Annotated in this window: 15 protein-coding genes; 5 read left to right on the top strand and 10 right to left on the bottom strand. The window is 65.0% G+C overall.

The genetic code is table 11. The annotated features are described in order from the left end of the window. Positions 1-12: 12 nt before the first annotated feature. Positions 13-1,224, top strand: coding sequence for a lipopolysaccharide biosynthesis protein (locus CH286_RS06205; RefSeq protein ID WP_176458160.1), 1,212 nt, complete (start codon positions 13-15; stop codon positions 1,222-1,224). On the opposite strand, the gene CH286_RS06200 is transcribed toward CH286_RS06205, so the two are convergent. Both CH286_RS06200 and CH286_RS06195 read right to left on the bottom strand, forming a co-directional pair. Continuing rightward, the gene (locus tag CH286_RS06200) at positions 1,208-2,692 is read right to left on the bottom strand and encodes a hypothetical protein (RefSeq protein ID WP_094608685.1); all 1,485 of its coding nucleotides are present in this window, start codon (positions 2,690-2,692) and stop codon (positions 1,208-1,210) included. The two genes, CH286_RS06205 and CH286_RS06200, sit on opposite strands and share 17 nt — an antisense overlap. A 118-nt stretch (positions 2,693-2,810) precedes the next feature. After that, positions 2,811-3,932 (bottom strand): DUF3068 domain-containing protein, encoded by a 1,122-nt coding sequence (locus CH286_RS06195; protein WP_094608684.1) that lies wholly within the window; start codon positions 3,930-3,932, stop codon positions 2,811-2,813. Positions 3,933-4,099: 167 nt separating this feature from the next. Here CH286_RS06195 and CH286_RS06190 point away from each other — a divergent pair, with 167 nt between their 5' ends. Next, positions 4,100-5,248, top strand: coding sequence for an acyltransferase family protein (locus CH286_RS06190; RefSeq protein WP_094608683.1), 1,149 nt, complete (start codon positions 4,100-4,102; stop codon positions 5,246-5,248). Here the strand turns inward: CH286_RS06190 and CH286_RS06185 are convergent. From CH286_RS06185 to CH286_RS06175, 3 genes are all read right to left on the bottom strand, one after another. Then, positions 5,226-9,473, bottom strand: coding sequence for an alpha-(1->3)-arabinofuranosyltransferase domain-containing protein (locus CH286_RS06185; RefSeq protein WP_094608682.1), 4,248 nt, complete (start codon positions 9,471-9,473; stop codon positions 5,226-5,228). The genes CH286_RS06190 and CH286_RS06185 overlap by 23 nt on opposite strands. A 22-nt stretch (positions 9,474-9,495) precedes the next feature. Then, on the bottom strand, positions 9,496-9,666 hold the full coding sequence (locus CH286_RS06180) for a DUF2613 domain-containing protein (protein ID WP_080730504.1): 171 nt from the start codon (positions 9,664-9,666) through the stop codon (positions 9,496-9,498). Between the two features lie 103 nt (positions 9,667-9,769). Next, the gene (locus CH286_RS06175) at positions 9,770-10,237 is read right to left on the bottom strand and encodes a universal stress protein (RefSeq protein ID WP_032377566.1); all 468 of its coding nucleotides are present in this window, start codon (positions 10,235-10,237) and stop codon (positions 9,770-9,772) included. A 153-nt stretch (positions 10,238-10,390) separates the two neighbouring features. Here CH286_RS06175 and CH286_RS06170 point away from each other — a divergent pair, with 153 nt between their 5' ends. Next, entirely contained in the window at positions 10,391-11,566 is a 1,176-nt protein-coding gene (locus tag CH286_RS06170; protein WP_094608681.1) for a glycoside hydrolase family 3 N-terminal domain-containing protein, read from the top strand. A gap of 62 nt (positions 11,567-11,628) precedes the next feature. Then, positions 11,629-12,231, top strand: a complete 603-nt coding sequence (locus tag CH286_RS06165; RefSeq protein ID WP_032377568.1) for a TetR/AcrR family transcriptional regulator — start codon at positions 11,629-11,631, stop codon at positions 12,229-12,231. Positions 12,232-12,312: 81 nt separating this feature from the next. Here CH286_RS06165 and CH286_RS06160 read toward each other — a convergent pair whose 3' ends face one another. Next, positions 12,313-13,170: a MaoC/PaaZ C-terminal domain-containing protein gene (locus tag CH286_RS06160; RefSeq protein ID WP_032405280.1), complete on the bottom strand. Its 858-nt coding sequence runs from the start codon at positions 13,168-13,170 to the stop codon at positions 12,313-12,315. Next, positions 13,167-14,513 (bottom strand): 3-oxoacyl-ACP reductase, encoded by a 1,347-nt coding sequence (locus CH286_RS06155; protein WP_032378373.1) that lies wholly within the window; start codon positions 14,511-14,513, stop codon positions 13,167-13,169. The genes CH286_RS06160 and CH286_RS06155 overlap by 4 nt, the downstream gene beginning before the upstream one ends. A gap of 139 nt (positions 14,514-14,652) precedes the next feature. Between CH286_RS06155 and CH286_RS06150 the strand changes: the two genes are divergently transcribed. Next, on the top strand, positions 14,653-15,951 hold the full coding sequence (locus CH286_RS06150) for an acetyl-CoA C-acetyltransferase (RefSeq protein WP_032377570.1): 1,299 nt from the start codon (positions 14,653-14,655) through the stop codon (positions 15,949-15,951). A 137-nt stretch (positions 15,952-16,088) separates the two neighbouring features. On the opposite strand, the gene CH286_RS06145 is transcribed toward CH286_RS06150, so the two are convergent. From CH286_RS06145 to CH286_RS06135, 3 genes are read right to left on the bottom strand one after another with little or no spacing between them, the layout of a single operon-like run. Next, a complete protein-coding gene (locus CH286_RS06145) occupies positions 16,089-17,408 on the bottom strand; it encodes an ABC transporter substrate-binding protein (RefSeq protein ID WP_094608680.1) in 1,320 nt (439 codons plus the stop codon). Next, positions 17,405-18,448, bottom strand: a complete 1,044-nt coding sequence (locus CH286_RS06140; RefSeq protein WP_032405282.1) for a branched-chain amino acid ABC transporter permease — start codon at positions 18,446-18,448, stop codon at positions 17,405-17,407. The genes CH286_RS06145 and CH286_RS06140 overlap by 4 nt, the downstream gene beginning before the upstream one ends. A gap of 1 nt (position 18,449) precedes the next feature. After that, positions 18,450-19,328 carry a branched-chain amino acid ABC transporter permease gene (locus tag CH286_RS06135; protein WP_037147280.1) on the bottom strand — a complete coding sequence of 293 codons (879 nt, stop codon included), beginning with the start codon at positions 19,326-19,328 and terminating at the stop codon, positions 18,450-18,452. Positions 19,329-19,336 lie beyond the last annotated feature (8 nt).

Genomic DNA, 19,336 nt, shown 5'->3' with positions numbered 1-19,336 from the left:
TACCGTGGGCTCATGTCTTTCCGCGCCTCGTCCGAGGCAGACCACACGCCGGGCGCGTCGGTCGCCGGGATGGGGATGGTGACGGCCGGTTCGATGTTCGCGAACGTTGCGGCGTATCTGCTGCAGGTGCTCGCGAGTCGGATGCTCGGCGTGGAGGGGTACGGCGAGTTCGCGAGTCTGCTTGCTGCGCAACTGGTTCTCGCAGTTCCGGCGTTGGCGTTGCAGTCCGTCGTCGCGCGTGAAGTGGTGCGCGGGCGCAGTTCGCGGGAGTTGCGGACCGTCGGGTATCGGTGTGCTGCGGTCGTGGGTGTGCTGGCGGTGGCGCTCGCTCCTGCTCTGTCCGCTGCCATGGACATCTCGATGGCAGCAACCGTGTCGGCGGTCATTGCTGCGCCCGTGTTGGTATTGCTGGCCGCCGAACAAGGCTTGTTGCAGGGGCGGGGGCGCTTCGGGGCTCTGAGCCTCGTGCTGGCTGCGGCCGGTTTCGGCAAGGTGGCACCCGCAGTGGTGGTACTCGTGCTCGGCGGCGGACCCGGTTCGGTCCTGCTGGCCACGGCTGTCGGAATCGGCGCAGTGGCCGTCGGTGCGCGATGGACCGCAGGCGCGCCGGTGAGCTCGGTGTCGGAAACCAAGGTCACGGTACTGGCCGTGCTGCAGGCATCGCAGGTGCAGTTGGTGCTGATCGCGATGTCGGCGCTGGATCTGGTTCTTGCGCGCACGCTGCTCAGTAGCAACGAGGCCGGGCTGTACGCCGTCGGTGCCGTTGCGTCCAAGGCGGCGTTCTGGTTGCCGCAGGCCGTGGGGGTGGTGCTGTACCCGCGGATGGCGAACCCACTGCATTCTGCTGCTGCGGTGCGCTCGGCTCTGGCCGTCGTCGCCGGTCTGGGCACGGTGCTGGTGATCGGCGGGGCACTGGCGTCACCGTTGCTGCCGTTGGTCGTCGGCGACACGTATTCCGGTGTGCAGAACTATGTCTGGCTGTTCGTGTTGCAGGGCGCGTGCCTGGCCGTGTTGCAGAGCGCGTTGCTGTGGGCCATCGCGGGTGAGCGCACCCATCTTGCCTTCGTCGCCTGGTTCGCCCTCGCCGCAGAGGTGTTGCTGTTGCTGTTCGTGGCCTCGACGCTGGCGCAGTTCGTCATTGTCGCTGCGGCCACTGCCGCAGTGACGATGGTCGTCGTGTGCGGATTGGCGTTGTGGGGCAACCGCGTCACGGCATCGTCGTGACATCGAGATACATGTCGTGGCCGGATGTCGGGTTCGGCACGTACCCGAACTTCGCGAAACTTTCATCTGTGAAGTGCAACTCGATTGCTCTCGCGCCGGCGTTGGCGAGGGTGTGCGTAATCGAGTGCACGAGCTGCGTCACCACCGATTGCGGAGTGCCCGACACCACTTCGAGCACGTCGATACGCGCGGTGGTGTCGTCGATCCATCGCGCGGCGGCATGTCCTACGAACGGACGCGCCTCGCGATTGTCGACGTGCGCCTGCAGCCAGCACGCGAGTACACCGGATTCCAGTGCCTCTCGGGCCGCGCCAATGTTCAACCCGGCTCGGGCGAGCCAAGAACCTGAGGTGTCGTGTCGAGGTACCGCTGCCACCCGATGTTGTCGACTGCCGGTCATCTCGGTGATCGGCCACGAGATGTGTACGGCGCCGTCGTCCAGTCGTGTGCGTTGTCCCCACACCAGCAAGCCTGTTCGCAGATTCTCCCGCCAGTTCGAAAGGCACACGGCCACAATAGAATCAGGGGTATCCAATGGGGGGCTGGAAGATTCGTCCCCAGATTGGGGAAGCCGCAACGTCATCGCGAAAAGATTCGGATTTTTTGCCCAACGAAAGTAGACGCGGACTTGGTCCAGCTCGACGTGGACGCGGGTGGGGCGAAACCTGCTGGAGACTGGTCCGCGAACCCGCACCCTCCGAATCAAACTTCGCGCGGTAGCGGCCGCCGGTGTCGGGAGAGTTTCTGTGTCGTCACCGGTGATGTGGAGACGCCATCCGCCATCGGCCTCGGTATTCGGGTCGCGGATGTCGGCGGTCTTTAAAAATGGACCCACGGCCACGAGGTGCGCTGCCACAGCGGATGATGTCGGGATGAACTTGCGGGCCGAGTCGATCCCGTTCCACACTCGCTGAAAAGCGAAATTGTCGGGCGCGAGTGTCGGCTCGCCGTCGGCATCGAGCAACAGCGCATAGACGCGCTGTGCGAACAACATTGGCTTCGCCGTATTCGTCTGTTTCGGAGTGCGCACCAATTCGTACGCATAGTCGGCCCATCGCTGGCCCAGGAGCGCACGCGTCCAGGCCTCGCTTTCAGGATCGGTCACCGAGTCCACCAGATTGGACCGTGCAGCTTTGCGGTCCTGGTATTCGTCGGAGAACCCTTGGACGTGGATGCGTAGAAGGAGCGGATTCGCCTCTGCCGGGAACGATCCCAGATCGGCCGCGTTCTGGTAGCTGTGCCGCACGTGGATTCGCAGACCTGGAACAGTGAGCGAGGGCCCTTCCACCGGGTGGTCGTCGACCGGCCGGCGAGGCTGGGGCGAAGTGCGATCGACGGCAATATGCCGCAGCAAGTCTTGGTAGACCGCGATCTCATCTGCATACATCGACGCGATGTGGTCGGCCATGGCGACGATTTCGGGCACACCGTTCGATGGCGTGCCGTCGTACTCAGTGGGCCGAGACATTCTTTCTGCGTGTTGTCAGCATTCCGACACCGTAGACCATCGTCGGCCCCCGCACAGACGAGTGGCGTGGTTGTGTGCCCCCACGGGCACTCAACCACGCCACTGCGCGTAGGCGCACTTACTCCTTGGAGAGGTTCGTCCTCGGAATTTCTTCCGTGCGATCCGTCGTCCAGTCGCGGTTGGGTGCGGTTCCGCCGCTCGGGGTCGGGCGCGGAGCCGCGTCGGTACGGGCAGGCTGACGGTGTCCACCGTTTCCGCCGCGCAGGAGCAGGAACGCTCCGGCGATCAGCGAGATGACGCCCAGGATGCCGGCGACGATCGGAACCGTGCGGCCGAAGAGCGAGAGCTTGTCCTGGCCGTCCTTGGCCTGCTGGATCTGGTATTCGACGGTGTTCTCGTCGAACGTGATCGGTGCGTTGAGCACGTCGACCTCGGGCTTGCCTGCCTCACGTCCGTAGTACTGGTGAATTTGCTCTTCACCCTTGACGACGACACCGGTCTCGGGCTCGACCCACAGGGTCCGGGTGTTCTCGTACCAGCGGGTCATCGTCACCGGCGCAGTTCCGCCTTCGACACCCCATGTGTCGGCGGGCAGGGTCACCTTGTTGGTCGGCAGGTTGACCACCGTCGACAGGTCCACGGGGCCGACGGTCTGCTGGTACTGGTACACCGGCGTGCCGTTGATCTCGGTGGCCTCGACGAAGTCGATGTCCTTGGACGCACGAGCGTTGACGTCGAAGTACGGGTAGCTCTTCTGCTCGGAGTTGAACGGGAACTTGTACTGCAGACCGGTGTGGGCAACTTCCTCGGCAGGCTTGTCGCCGGCCACCTGAATGGTGCCGATCGGGCTCTCGACGGGCATCGAGGTCTTGCGGTCGATGGTGACGCGGTCGACGCTGGCGGTCAGCAGTCCGGTGTCGGCCTGCTTGTCGCTACGTCGCAGGGTCTGACCGGCCTGCAGCGTCATGATGTCGGCGTCGGAGGGATCCTCGACGGTGACGAATCGCTGTGAGACGAGCGGAACGTTCTGGTCGACGACCGCGCGGCCGGCGGCGAGGGAGCTCGCGTTCAGCACACTGCCTTCGCCGGTGGAGACGGTGGTGACTTCGAGGTCCAGCGGCGTCTTCTCGAGCGCCGAGACCGTATAGGTAGGAATGAGGATGGCGGCGACCACCAGAAATGCACCCAAGCCGATGAGTACAAGAGCCAATATCCGGCTCGGCCCTGAGCGCTCCGCCATGCTGATTCTCCTTAGTCGACCGCTTCACTGGAAGACACCGCAGGCGAGACCAGCGTGCGCCCCCGACCCGATGCCCGATTTCTTACGACACGTCGCAGGTGACAGTAACAGTCGACAGTGGTGCCGGTCTCGTCCGAGCCGGTTCGACACGGCACACTTGAGCCACCATGAGTACTCGAGTCGATTCGGCATCCGTCGTACCGCTGCGTGCGTTCGTCCCCGCACTCGAAGGAATGCGCGCGCTGGCCGCGATCGGCATCGTGGTCACCCACGTGGCCTTCCAGACCGGTGCCGCCGAATCCCCGCTCATGGGTCGGATCTGGGGCAGGTTCGATCTCACCGTGGCGATCTTCTTCGCGCTCTCGGGGTTTCTGCTGTGGCGTCCCCATGCCGCGCAGGCCAGGGGGCTCACGCAGGCGCAGTCCGCTCGACGCTACTTCTGGTCGCGCGCGGTGCGCATCCTGCCCGCGTACTGGGTCGTCGTCGTGCTGGTGCTGCTGTTTCTGCCGCATGCGGGCGGCGACTACCGGGTGTGGTTGGCCAATCTCTCGCTGACGCAGGTGTTCGTACCGTTGACGCTGACCGAGGGAATGACGCAGATGTGGTCGCTGTCGGTGGAAGTGGCCTTCTATCTACTGCTGCCCGTCTTCGCGTGGCTGATGGCCCAATTGCGCGGAGCCTCGGCCCGATACCGAATCTCGGTGCTGCTCGGTGCATCCGCGGTGACGCTGTCCTGGGGGTTTCTACCGATCACGACTGCCGACGCCATTCACCACGACAACTGGCTACCTGGCTACCTCCCCTGGTTCGCGGCCGGGATGGTGTTGGCCGAGGTGTCCGTCGGACCGCAGACCTGGGTCCATCGGTGGGCTCGGCGCAGTTGGGTGATGCCGTCGATCGCAGTGACCGCCTTCGTGCTGTCGGCGACTCCACTGGCAGGCCCGCAGGGATTGGTTCGGCCCGAGCCGTGGCAGTTCGAGCTCAAGATCGTCTTCGGTGCGGTTCTCGCATTCGCGATGCTCTCGCCCCTGGTACTCGCCGACACCGGCCGCAGGCACCGACTGTTCGAGCATCCGGTGATGCTCACGCTGGGTCGTTGGTCGTACGGAATCTTCATCTGGCACTTGGCCGTTCTGGCTGTGGTGTTCCCGGTGTTCGGCATCATTCCGTTCTCGGGCGGAATGTGGTTCGTGTTGACGGTGACTCTTGCGCTGTCGATCCCGGTGGCCGCGGCCAGTTACGCGCTGGTGGAAGAACCTGCTCGACGGCGATTCGCGCCGAAGAAGTCACCTCTCACGGACGCCGTATCGCACTGATCGCCAGCGCGACGATCCCGATCAACGTTGCCAGCTGAACTACGTAGGATCCGCCCACGTACCCGTCGGACGATCGCCACGGACCGAGCGACAACAGCGCGGGGCCGAGCATGGCGAATCCGCCTGCGATGCAGACCGATACACGCGAAGACAACGCGCGATCGAAACGGCGATCCAGATACACCGCACCGACTCCGATCACGGCAACAGTGACCGCGCCGGCAATCCCGGCCAGTACGACGGTCGCTGCGAGCAGTGCCACGAATGCGGCCGTGATGCTGCGCCACGGGCGCGGCGGCTGGCCCGGATTCGGTACCGTGCGGGGCGCGCGAATCGCCGCGAACAGCAACGGGATCAACAGCAGTAGCCCACCGAAGATGCCCAGTCGGTACCAGCGATCGGTGGTGAAATCCAACGAGATCGTGCCCGACGCCCCCGCCGGAACCATCCAGGCCTGCTGCCACCCGTCGACGACCACAGGGGACAGCTCCACACCTCCGGGCATCGTTGCGTGCCAACCGATGTTGTTGCTCTCCGGGATCACCAGTAGTCGATCCTCCGTTGCGGAGGTGAGCGTCACCTCGCGGTGATCGGGGCTCCAGGCCGTGGTCCTTGCCGCCTGCGGTGCCGAGCTCGTCGGCCAGTCGGCCGGAATAGGCATGGTGCGCAGTCGAATGCCGTCGACGAAGAACGACGCTCCAGGCTCCACCACCACGTCCTGACGGCCCTCGGGCAACGACACCGGGTTGACGAAGTTCTCGTTCACGGGGGTGTCGGCGTCGCACACCGACGCCTTCAGCGGTTCGCCGGAACGGAATCGGTCGGCGGTAGCGGTCACCGACGTGCGCACCGTTTGCCCGGCAATGGAGATGATGGGACCGTTGAAGCAGTCCACCGTGATTTCACGGTCACCGTCGTACGGGGCACCGATCGGCTCGCCCGCGGACAGCGGCGTCACTTCGGCGAAACCCGGTGGTTGAGATTGGACGAAGCCCAACGAGTTTCGATCCAAGACGCCGTCCCAGTCCACGATGGACAGCACGATCTTGTCGGTCACATACGGTGCCAGCTGGACTGTCGTCGAACCGTCGGTGTCGACGTCGCGGACCATCGGGCCGTTGCCGAGATTGACCGCGACCCGGGTCGGATGGGCCGGAAGTGCGCCGAGGCTCGGGCTGAGCTCGAGCCCGTCCACCAGTGTGGGAGCGGGCAATTGGATGGTCAGAGTGGGGTTGGTGCCGGCCCGGTCGGTGATCGACTTCTCCGGTGCGGTCCAGGATGTGCGCGGGTCACCGTCGGTGGCGGCGAAGGCGGAACCCTCGAGATCTGCGACGTCCGACGCCCCGCTGGCCAGCGGTCGACCCGGCTGCGCCAACAGTGCCTCGAGTTCGGGCGACTGCCGTGTGCGCACCGTCAGATCGGGGATGACCGCGGTGCCCATCGGCACCTCGATCGTGCGCGAGAAACGCCCCAGTTCCTCGGGAGATTTGGACAATCCACTGCTGCAACGGATTCGATCCTCGGTGTCGAGGCATCCGGAGCGCCCAGGGAATTCCTGACCGAGTTCCCACGCGTCGACGCTCGCCCCGGCCGGAGTGTCCGGCAACACGGCACGGTGCACGATCGGCACCGGCTTCGGGTTGTCTCGATCGGAGTAGTCGTCCACCGAGACCTCGCTGATGCCGAATTGGCTTCCTCGGGTTCCATCGACCGTCGACTTCGCGGTGATCCGTAGCCACGGTGTTTCGCCACCCGGCAGGGACACCGTCATCGGGTCCCCGGGCTTGTCGACCCGCGCCGCGGTCGAACCGTTCGGGGTGGTGACCTCGACCCATTTCACCGGGTCGCCGATCGTTCCGGGACTGGTGCGCAGGTGCAGCAGACCGCCGCGAACCGGGGTATCGAAATCCAACTGAAGCCATTGCCCCACAGCGCGTTCGATACCGTTGCTGATCCAACTGGTGGCCAGATCGCCGTCCACTGCGGCTGCGACACCGCTACCGGGTGCGCTGCCACCGATCTGCGTTGCGTCGGATGCCGAGCTCGACGCGGTCAGCGTCGCGCCTTCCCACTCGGCGTCCACGGTCTCCGCCCCGTACACCGGGTAGTCGGGAACCTCGTTCAGCGATCGCCGGGGCTCGTCCGCGGCCCGCAGTGCGGAGTTGTGGTTGTCGACCTGGCCGAAGTCGGTCTCACGGTTCATCGGGGTGTCAGTCACCGTCACCGAGTCGACGGGTATGCCTGCGGCGGCTGCATCCGACGCCAGCAGTGTCGGCCCGGCCGGCACAGGAGTACGAATCCCGTTGTTGCGCAATTCGTTCGAGCGTAGGATCGACTCGGGTCCGCCCTGTATCACCGGGACCCGATCGAGATCGACCGTGTAGGGGCCGGACGCGGGAGTATCGGCCGAGCCGTTCACCGAATAGATCTCGACAGCGGGATACGGCGGCCGCAGATCACCGTCGAGCACAACGCCGTCGACCTGACCGGGAGCAACGTCCTCACCGAATTCGGCCACCCGGGCCAACCCCGGCGAACCGTCGAGCACCTGGTGCACCGATGCCGGACGGGTGGACCGAGAATTCTCCGGATCGAGGTCGTTGCGCACGACGACGTAGCTGATGCCCTGTCCCTCCAGTGTGTCGGCCAGGCCGCTGGACGGACGCCCGTCGGCGAAGAGTCGCTGCACGGAATCCAGCGCGCGAATGGCCCCGGGCGGGGTGAGCGGCACGGCGTCGCGAACGGCCCAGGGCGTCGTGGCGAGAGCCTGCAACGGCTCGTCGCGGGTCAGTCCCCAGGTCTGCAATGCGAACGGTGCACCGGGCACGATCAGTGCGCGCTGCGCGTCGGAACCGTCGGGACTCGACCCGGACGCGTGGGCGGTGAGCCAGTCCGCGGCGTCGTGCCAGTACTGCGGAACGGCCTCGTACGCACCTCGTGGCGCGAGCTTGCCCGTCCATGCCAGCGAGGTGGACAGCGCCAACGCCACCAATACCAGTGCGGTCACCGCCATCATCGGATTCTTTTCCGGATGCGCGACGGCCGATCGCCACTGCGGCCGCGGGACCGACCCGGGCAGCGGAACACGGCCCAACAGATGAGCCAGGCCCAGTACCAACGGGATTCGAATGACCGGCTCGAGTTTGTGGATGTTGCGTAGCGGCGCGCCCGCAGAATCGAGGAAGACCCGCACTGTTGCCGCGAACGGACCGTCCAGATCGCCGACGAACCCGGCACCGAGCCCGACGAGACCGACGAACAACATGATCGTCACCCGGCCTCGGGCCGGCATCGATCGCATCGCCAAGCCTGCGATTCCGGCAGCCGCGATCAAGCCCGTTGCGATGACCGCGGCAGGCTGGGTCACCAGAACCGCACCGGCCACCCGCTCGGGTGAGACGAACGGCGTCCAGCTGCCGGTGCCGCGCAGCACCTCCGTCAACGACGTCCACTGGGTGGTGGTGCCGGAGGACTCTATGTAGTCGAGAAATGGTGGAGAGACTTTGCCCAACAACAGCAATGGCACAATCCACCACAGCGTTGCGAGCACGAGGAAGCCGGCCCACCAGGCGCTGAACACAAGCCAGCGCCTGTTCGGCCGATGAGACAGCATCCAGATCACGGCCACCAGAACGGCGGCGGCGGTGGCGACGGCATTGACCGCGCCCATCAACGCCACTGCGAGCGCAGATTGCGCCGCGGCCCGGCGAGCCGTCTGCTTCGCGTAGTCGCCGGTGAGACATCGCACGATCGGGATCAGCACCCACGGCGCGAGCATCATCGGCATCGTCTCCGAGGAGATCGACGCGAGGGTGGTGATCACTCGAGGAGACAGGACGAAGGCCGTTGCCGCGATCAGGCGAGAACTGCGGCTGCCGATTCCGAGGGCCTCGGCGAGTCGGATGATTCCCCAGAACCCGGCGATGAGCAGCAGCGCCCACCAGATGCGCTGCGTGATCCACGGTGGGATGGACAGGAGGTCACCGCCGGCGAAGAACGCTCCGTGCGGAAAGAAGTAGCCGTAGGCCTGGTTCTGCACCTGGCCCAACGGTGCCGCGCTGTTCCACTGATGGGAGGCACGTTCGAGAAATCCGAGGGGATTCTGCGCCAGGTCGTATTTGGTGTCGGCGACGGTGAAGCCGGGGACCTGCAGAAAGGTGAGAAGAAATGCCAGAGCCGAGACGCCGAGAAGCCATTTACGGCCGAGCGGCTCGGCCGAGATCATCGATCCACGAATGCGACCAGCGTCAGCGGCTGCCGTACTCAACCTGGTTCAGCAAGGACGAGTCGGCGTTTCCGGTGCGATCGATATCCGGACGAGAGTTGTCGGCTGCAGCGGCGGTGACTCCGAACACGACGCCCGCACCCAGTACGGCTCCGACGACGGCGGCAATGACACCCGGGACAGCGAACTTCATCTCGGTTCTCCAGTCAGTCGGCTCACAGATCAAAAGGGTGAGGTGGACCCCCACGCGGGCATCACGGTATCACCCGTACCTCAGCAACAGGCCGGTGGACGCGTTACTTGCCGGGGGGAACGATCAGGACAGGGCGGTGACTGTGTCGCAGCACGTGCTCGGCCACCGAACTCTGCAGTAGTGCACGTAGACCGGTCGTGCCTCGGGTGCCGGTGACGATGATGTCCACGTCCATCTCGTCGGCTTTCTCCACGATTGCGCTCCAGATGGCGGTGGTGCATTCGGTGCACTGACCTTCCACCTTCAGGCCTGCGGCCTCGGCCAGCGCGACGCCTTCGCTGTTGGTCACTTTCGCGTCGGTGAGCGCAACGTCCTCGGCCTCGTCGTCGGGCACCCATTCGGGCTGCATGACTCCGGACAGGCCGGACATTCGAGCTGCCTGACGCACCATCGGCTCCCATGCCGTGACAACGATCGCGCGGGAGGTGGTGAGAAACCGGCCGGCGTAGTCGATGGCTCGTTTGGCGTTGTCGGAGCCGTCGTAGGCAATCAGGATGAGGTCTGCGGTCATGGTCGAGCTCCTCCTCATGTCGCGTTCGTCCAGATTACCCCCACCCCTTGGCGGATCAATGTGGGTTTCAGTCGGTCAGAATGCAACAAAGGCGCATTGATCCCAACCGGAGGGGCGGCAGCGACACCGACGATCTCGACTACCGTCGTGTCCATGCGATTTCGGTACTCGGTTCGGTCCGCTGCGGTGATGACGGTCGGTGTGGGGTTGTTGGTCTCGTGCTCGAGCGAGTCCACCCAGGTCGCGTCGACGCAGGCAGCGCCCCCTGCTTCGACGACGACAGCAGCCGACACGACCGTCCCGCAACCGGTTCCGCCGGTCGACGATTGTGCGGCGTTCGTCGGCGGATTGTCGGAGCGTCAGCGACTGGCTCAGTTGCTCACCGTCGGAGTCACCGGCACTGCGGACGCGGTGCAGATCATGTCGACCGAGCAGGTCGGTGGCCTCTTCGTCGGCAGTTGGACCGACGAGTCGATGCTCGGTAATCGGGAGGTACCGCAGGTGCGGGGCGCGTCTGCGGTGGCCCCGATGATCACGATCGACGAGGAGGGTGGACGGGTTTCGCGGGTCGCGGATCTGCTGGGGGAGGCACCGTCGGCGCGGGTGTTGGCACAGACGATGACGGTGGACGAGGCATACCAGGAGGCGTTGACGCGGGGCCGGGGTCTGAAGGATCTCGGGGTCACCGTCGACTTCGCTCCGGTGGTCGATGTGAGTGCACAACCCGATGATTCCGTCATCGGCGATCGGTCGTTCTCCGATGATCCGCAGGTCGTCATCGAGTACGCGGGGGCCTACGCGCGAGGTCTGGAAGACGCGGGAATCAAGCCTGTCATCAAGCACTTTCCCGGGCACGGCTCGGGTTCGGGCGATTCGCACACCGGTGCCGTCACCACTCCGTCGCTCGACGAGCTGAAGACCAAGGATCTGCTGCCGTTCGCGGCATTGAACAACAGCGGCATCGGCGTCATGGTGGGGCACCTCGACGTGCCCGGACTCACCGAGCCCGGGGTGCCGGCGAGCATCAGCCCGGCGGCGATGGCGTTGTTGCGCGACGGCGTCGGATACGGGGCTGCTCCGTTCGACGGTCCGATCTTCACCGACGATCTCAGCGGCATGGCGGCGATCACTGCGCGGCTCGGAATCGTCGACGCGGTGGAGGCGGCACTGGTTGCGGGTGCCGATGTGGCGTTGTGGCTCACCACTGATCAGGTGCCCGCAGTGTTGGACAATCTCGAAGACGCAGTGGCGACGGGACGCCTTGCCGCGGCGCAGGTGGACGAGGCCGCCGCGACGGTTGCTCGGTTCAAGGGGGCGTGCGGGGCCTGATTGCGCGGTACTCGACCTTACTGTGGAGTAACGTCTAGTACTTCGTACGTATTGGAGGGTCCATGGCTGGCGGCACCAAGAGATTGCCCCGCGCCGTCCGCGAGCAGCAGATGCTCGACGCGGCGGTGGATGTGTTCTCCGACAACGGTTTTCACGAGACATCGATGGATTCGATCGCCAAGAAGGCGGCCATCTCCAAACCGATGCTGTACTTGTACTACGGGTCGAAGGACGAGTTGTTCGCCGCCTGCATCCATCGTGAGGGCGTCAAATTCGTCGAAGCTCTGACGCCGGCCGCAGACCCGACTCTGACGCCGCGCGAGCAGCTGCGCAAGGCGCTGATCGGCTTCCTCGGATTCGTCGGTGAGAACCGGAAGTCGTGGATGGTGCTCTACCGTCAGGCTATCGGCCAGCAGGCATTCGCCTCACAGGTGCAGAGCAGCCGTGATCGGTTGATCGAATTGACGGCAGGTTTGCTGGCGATGAGCACCAGGGACCCGGAGCAGTCACAGAATTTCGGGCTGATGGCCGTCGCGTTGGTCGGTGCAGGCGAGGCCGTGGCCGACAGGGTGGCGGGCGGAGAAATCGAGGTCGACGCTGCAGCCGACCTCTTGGAAAATCTGGCGTGGCGCGGCCTGGCCGGAAAGAAAACCGCCGCAACCTAGGCCGCAGCCACCTACACAGCCGAACTCGAAGTTATGGTCGGAAATCCGGGGAAATCCGTCCATAACTTCGAGTTCGAGCAGTCAGCGCAGGGTTCCCGTCAGATGCGGGTAGCCCTTCTTCGGGTTCTTCAGCGACAGGTCCCAGCCGGTACCGACGGCATCGGCGTAGGCGTTGATCGTCGCGGGCAGGATGATCGGCTTGCCGAAGCGGATGCTGTAGTTCACGGCCTCCGGGATTCGGCCCTCGACGGTCTGCAGTACGGCTGCCGCACTCCACATTCCGTGCGCGATGGTCTTCGGGAATCCGAATGCCTTTGCGCCGAGCGAGGATACGTGAATCGGATTGCGGTCTCCGGAGATGGCCGCGTACCGGCTGATGATCCGCTGATCGACGCGCAGGGTGCGGGTCGGGGGCGGCGGAACCTCGTCTGCAGGCGGTGTTTCACGAGGTCCACCCGACAGTGAGGTCTTCTGCAGGCTCAGGAAGCTGGAGGTCTGCTTCCAGACCAGCTCGCGTCCTACCTTGACCTCACTGATCAGGTCCACCAACAAGCCCTTGCGGTGCTCGCGCAGGTTCTCCGCGTGCACTCGGATGTCCAGCGGCTCCGATGCCGAGATGCCGCGGAACTGCTCGATGACGTTCTCGGCGTGTACCGAACCGATGGCAGCAAACGGAAAGCCTTTGGAGACCATCAGTTTCATCACCGTCGGGAACACCAGCGTGAACGGGTAGGTCACCGGCAGCTGATCGCCGAATCGCAGACCCGTCGCGCGGCAGTACCCAGCGAGGTTGTCGGGGTCCACTCGCAGACCCTTGAGCTCGTACACCGTGCTGGGAACCGAAGACGACCTGGATCCGAAGAACGGCAGCGCACCGAGCGCAGCCGAGGTGTAGATGTCGGATGTCTTCGGCTGCGCGGTGAGCGTGACGGTGCTCATGCGCCGAGCAGGCTCTGGCCGCACACGCGCACGACCTGGCCGGTGACGGCATTGGATGCGGGAGAAGCGAAGTACGAGACCAACTCCGCGACGTCGACGGTCTCGCCGCCCTGCAGCAGCGAGCTCATGCGTCGTCCGGCCTCGCGGGTCGCGAACGGAATTGCAGCGGTCATCGCGGTTTCGATGAAGCCGGGAGCAACGGCGTTGATCGTGATGTTCTTCTTCGCCAGCACCGGCGCGGATGCGTGCACCAAGCCGATGACGCCGGCCTTGGACGTGCCGTAGTTGGTCTGGCCGCGGTTGCCCGCGATGCCGGCGATCGAGGAGACGTCGACGACGCGGCCGCCGTCCTTGAGTGCACCGGAGGCCACCAGCTCGTCGGTGATGCGCTGCGGCGCAGCAAGGTTGACGCCGATGACCGAGTTCCAGCGGGCGTCGTCCATGTTGGCGAGAGTCTTGTCGCGGGTGATGCCGGCGTTGTGCACGATGATGTCGGCCCCGCCGTGACGCTCGAGGAGGTGCTTCGAGAGGACCTCTCCGGCGTCGGGCGAGGTGACGTCGAGTGCGAGCGAGGTGCCACCGACCTTGTTGGCCGTCTGCGAGAGTGCTTCTCCGGCAGCAGGAATGTCGGCTGCGATGACGGTGGCTCCGTCGCGGGCGAGGACCTCGGCGATGGTGGCACCGATGCCGCGGGCGGCTCCGGTGACGACGGCTACCTTGCCGGCCAGAGGCTTGTCCCACGAGGCGGGTGCCTGTGAATCGGCGTCACCTACGGCGATCACCTGGCCGTCGACGAATGCGGACTTGGCCGACAGGAGGAAGCGGAGAGTGGATTCGAGGCCGGACAGGCCGGTCGACGCGTTGGGGGAGATGTAGACGAGCTGCGCCGTGGCACCGCGCTTGACCTCTTTGCCGACGCTGCGCGTGAAGCCTTCGAGGGCGCGCTGAGCGATGTGCTCGTCGACGCTCGAGGTCTCTTCGGGAGTGGTGCCGATGACGACGACGCGAGCCGACGGTGCCAGGTTGCGGATGACCGGCTGGAAGAACTTGAAGAGCTGCTCGAGCTCGGCGACGTTGCTGATTCCGGTGGCGTCGAAGACGAGTCCGCCGTGCTTGTCGTCGTGCGGCTGCGACTGCGGGTAGTCCGAGAGCAGCTCACGCAGGGGTTCGACGAGGCGGCCGCTGCCACCGATCAGGACCGGGCCGGCCAGTGCGGGCTCGCCTGCCTTGTAGCGACGCAGCTTCTCGGGCTGCGGCAGGCCTGCCTGCTTGGCGATGAAAGCTCCCGGCGCGGACGCGAGGAACGTTGAGTAGAGATCTGGGGCTCCCTTGGAGGCTGCCACTGTCGTACCTTTCATTCAGCGCTGCTCGCTCGAGGAGCAAGGCGCACGACCGGGTGTCGACAACCAACTTACTCGCCAGTAAGATGAAACTCCACCAGGGCCATTCCCCACATGCTGGGGACGATGTTTGGAGACGTCAGTGACAAGCAAGCAGCTACGACCGGTCGCAATCGTCGGTGGCAACCGCATTCCGTTCGCGCGTTCGGACAAGAAGTACGCGCTGGCGTCCAACCAGGACATGCTCACTGCCACCATCGACGGTCTCGTGTCGCGATTCGGTCTGCAGGGCGAGCGCCTCGGCCTCGTCGCCGCCGGTGCCGTGCTCAAGCATTCGCGCGATTTCAACCTCACCCGCGAGGTCGTGCTCGGCAGCGCGCTGAGCCCGTACACCCCGGCCTTCGACATCCAGCAGGCCTGCGGCACCGGCCTGCAGTCGATCATCGCGGTCGGCGACGCCATCGCATCGGGCCGTATCGATGCCGGTATCGGCGGCGGTGTCGACACCACGTCCGACGCACCGATCGGCGTCAACGACGAACTGCGCGAGTTCCTGCTCTCCCTGAACCGGGCCAAGAGCACCGGCGATCGCATCAAGCTCCTCGGCAATGTCCGTCCCGGCATGCTCGGCATCGAGATCCCGCGCAACGGCGAGCCGCGCACCGGCTTGTCCATGGGTGACCACGCCGCCATCACCGCCAAGGAATTCGGCGTCCGCCGCGAGGACCAGGACGAACTGGCCGCAGCGAGCCACAAGAACATGGCAGCCGCCTACGACCGCGGATTCTTCGACGATCTGGTGACGCCGTTCCTCGGTCTCACGCGCGACGACAACCTGCGTCCGGGGTCGACCGTCGAGAAGCTGGCCACGCTCAAGCCGGTCTTCGGCACCAAGCTGGGCGACGCCACCATGACGGCCGGTAACTCGACGCCGCTCACCGACGGTGCGTCGGCTGCACTGCTGTCGAGCGACGAGTGGGCTGCCGAGCGCAACCTCCCGGTGCTCGCGCACCTGGTCGATTCCGAGACCGCAGCGGTCGATTACGTTCACGGCAACGGCTCGTTCAAGGACGGTCTGCTGATGGCTCCGACCTACGCGATTCCGCGTCTGCTCGCACGCAACGGCCTGACGTTGCAGGATTTCGACTACTACGAGATCCACGAGGCGTTCGCTTCGGTTGTACTCGCAACTCTGCAGGCATTCGAGAGCGACGAGTACTGCAAGGAGCGTCTCGGACTCGACTCCGCACTCGGTTCCATCGATCGCAGCAAGCTCAACGTCAACGGATCCTCGCTCGCCGCGGGCCACCCGTTCGCCGCGACCGGCGGACGCATCGTGGCGTCGTTGGCGAAGATGCTGGCCGAGAAGGGCTCGGGCCGTGGCCTGATCTCGATCTGCGCGGCCGGTGGCCAGGGCGTCACGGCCATCATCGAGCGCTGATCACTGCAGCTTCGGCTGCTCACGATTCGGGGGACACAGGGTCGGCGGATCCGGTAATCGAGGGGTTCTCGGATCTGCCGACCACTACGTGAGAAAAGGGCACGCAGAGTTTTCTCTGCGTGCCCTTTCTCGTCGGATCAGCCGGGGATGCCACTTTCCGGCGGGGTCGATTCGGCCCCGGTGTATTCCTCGACGGCCGAGTCGCCGATGTCGGTCTGCAGCACCGGAGTCAGGTACTCGGGAACTCCGCCGCGAATCTGGAAGACACTGGCACCGGAGATTCCGAGGTGACTCGAATCCGAGTACCGGAACGGGGCCAACTGCGGTCCCTCGAAGTCCATCCCGCCGTCCTGGATTGCCGCGACGATGCCTTCACGAGTGGGATTCTCGCCTGCCGCCTCCAGCGCCTGCACGAATGCGTATGCCTGGCTCAGACCGTAGATGCGGTAGTTGGTCAGTGGGTCACCGGTTCCGTTCTCCGCCCAGACCTTCTGCCACAGTTGGGTCCACGGATTCTCCGGGGAGTCGACGCCCGGGATGTACTCCAGCGAGATCATGCCTTCGAGCGACTGCGCGCCGTCGGTGACCGCACCCTGCGAGAAGCGTCCGAGCAGGGAGCCGACGAGGTCCACGTCGGAACCGATCGAGCTGTAGAACCACTCGGGGTCGTAGTTGAGCCGCATGGCGGTCAGTTGACTCAGCGCGGTGTACGAGGGCACGTTGAAGCCGAGAATCAGATCTGCTCCGGCACCCTGCAGGGCCGCGATCTGCGGTGCGACGTCGGTGTTGCCCGAGGTGTAGCGCACGACCTCGACGATCTGGTCGTCGAGATACTGGCGCACCGCCTCCTCGCTGTCTCTGCCGAGGTCGTCGTCCTGGAGGAACAGGCCCACCTTGGCGTCGGGCCGGTTCTTCGTCACCCAGTCGCCGATGATCTTGCCCTCGACCTGGTAATCAGGCTGCCAGCCGAAGGTATTCGGGTACTTCTCCGGATCGTTGCCCCACATGATCGCGCCGGAGGAGACGAACAGATCCGGTACTCCCTCTTCGTTCAGAAAGTCGATGACCGCGCTGTGGGTCGCCGTGCCGAGTCCGCCCACGACGGCGAACACCTCGTCCTGCAACACGAGTTCGTTGACGACCTGAGTGGTGGTGGTCGGATCGTAGGAGTCGTCTCGAACCACGTACTCGATCTGCCTACCGTTGATGCCACCCGCGGCGTTGACGTAGTCGAAGTACGCCTGTGCGCCCGTGGGGATTTCGCTGTAGCCGGGTGCTGCGACCCCGGTCAACGGAAAGTGGGCACCGATCTTCACCGAGGTGTCGGTGATGCCGACCGTCGAGCCTTCCGAGGATTCCGTCGCCTCGTCTCTACCGCCTGCACCGCACGCTGCGGCCAACGAGACGACGGCGACGAGCGCGGTCGTTCTGACCGCCACCGATCCGATTTTCTTCATTTCATCTCTTTTCTGGTTGAACGCAACCTTCGATACGTGCCCACCAGACCCAGTGGGGCGAACAGGATGACCAGGACGGTGAAGATTCCGGTCACCAGTGGTGCGAGTTCGGCGGATTGCAGACTGCTCAGCCCCAGATCGAGTCCGAGGTTGGTGACCACCGGCGGGATGTAGGTCAGCAGTATTGCCCCGATCAATGCCCCGGACAGAGTTCCGAGCCCACCGATGACGACGGCCGAGAGCAGCGTCAGTGAGAGTGTCAGCGTGAATCCGCTCGGTGCCGCGATCCGGGCCGACATCGCCAGAACAGCACCTCCCGCGCCCGCGCAGGCCGCGCTGACGACGAACGCCAGAATGCGTGCGCGCCCGAGGTCGATGCCGGCCAGTTCGGCGGCCACTTCGTCGTCCCGGACGGCCCGCCAGCGGCGTCCGATTCGGCTCGACGAGATGTTCGCCAGGAGGAAGAACACGAGGACGAGCAGTACCCAGCTGACGTAGGCGACGAATTTCGTTCCGCTGAGTTCGTTTCCGGTGACGAAGTACATCACGTCGTCGATCAGCTCCGGCACTTTCGGCGCCGGGACGACGAGGCCTTGTTCTCCGCCGAGGTAGTCCGAGAAGTACAGGGCCAGGCCCGGTACGGCGACGGCGAGTGCCAGCGTGGCACCGGCCAGGTACGGCCCGTGCAACCGGGCGGCGGCCACTCCCACCACAACACCCACCACCGCCGAGATCACGGTGGCGGCAAGCAGAACCAGGGGCACCGACCATCCCGAATCGTTGGCCCGCAGCATCAACGCTGCGGTGTATGCGCCGACGGCCATGAACGCACCGTGTCCCAGGGAGAGCTGGCCGCTCAACCCGGTCAGCACGGTCAGGCCGCCGGCCGCGATCGCCAGGTAGGCAACCGAGGTGAGCTGGCTCTGGCGGAAGGTGCTCAGTGATTCGAGTGCGAGCACGATGACGACGAGTCCGATGACAGCGCAGAGGAAGTGACGTCGAACCGGAGTTGCAGCGAGACGAGTGAGAACCGCGTTCATGTCACACCCTCCTGGCGGCGGTGCTGGCGAACAATCCGCTCGGGCGGACCAGAAGTACGACGATCAGGATCACCAATGCCGCACTGGACACGAGATCCTGGCCGAGGTAGCCGCTGACGAAGCTGAGTCCGATGCCCATCAGCAAGCCGCCGACCACTGCACCCGCCGGGCTGTCCAGGCCACCGAGAACTGCAGCGACGAAACCGAATACGACGATCGAGTCCATGTAACCCGGATGCACCAACGAACCTCCCGCGATGAGCAGGCCTGCCAATGATCCGACGACTGCGGCGAGAGCCCAACCGAGGGTGAGCATTCGGCTCACGCGTACTCCCAGGAGTTTGGCAACCTCCTGCTCGAAGGCGCTCGCCCGCATCTTCAGCCCCAGATCGGTGAAGCGGAACAACAGGATGAGCAGGGCCAGTACCACCAGGACGGCGATGATCTTGAAGATGTCGTACCCGGTCAGCGCTACGTTGATCTCCCCGATTCGCTGGCCTGTGAGTCCGAACGGAGCTGGGAAGGAACGGAATTGGTTGCCGAAGATGATGGCTGCCACCGCGTGGATGATGATGAACAGTCCCAGCGTCAGAATCACCGGGTTGATGTGCGAGGAGCTGTCGACGAACCGGATGACGAGTCGTTCGATCAACGCTCCCAGCAGTAGGCCACTGAGGAGTGCGACTCCGAACCCGATCCAGTACGAATACCCGGCGTCGATGACGACGAGCGCGACGTAGGTGGTGATCATGGCCATCGGAGCCTGGGCGAAGTTGACGATGCGTGTCGATCGCCAGATGAGCACGAGAGCGAGCGCGAAGGCGGCATAGATCATGCCGGTCGTCACGCCGTTGATGAGGATGGTCAGCAGTTGTTGCACTGTGGCAG

It is taken from the genome of Rhodococcus sp. WWJCD1 (genome assembly GCF_002258735.1).
In the GTDB taxonomy this organism is placed as follows: Bacteria; Actinomycetota; Actinomycetes; order Mycobacteriales; family Mycobacteriaceae; genus Rhodococcoides.
The sequence above is the reverse complement of the archived record's forward strand: the minus strand, read 5'-3'. Positions and strand labels throughout refer to the sequence as shown.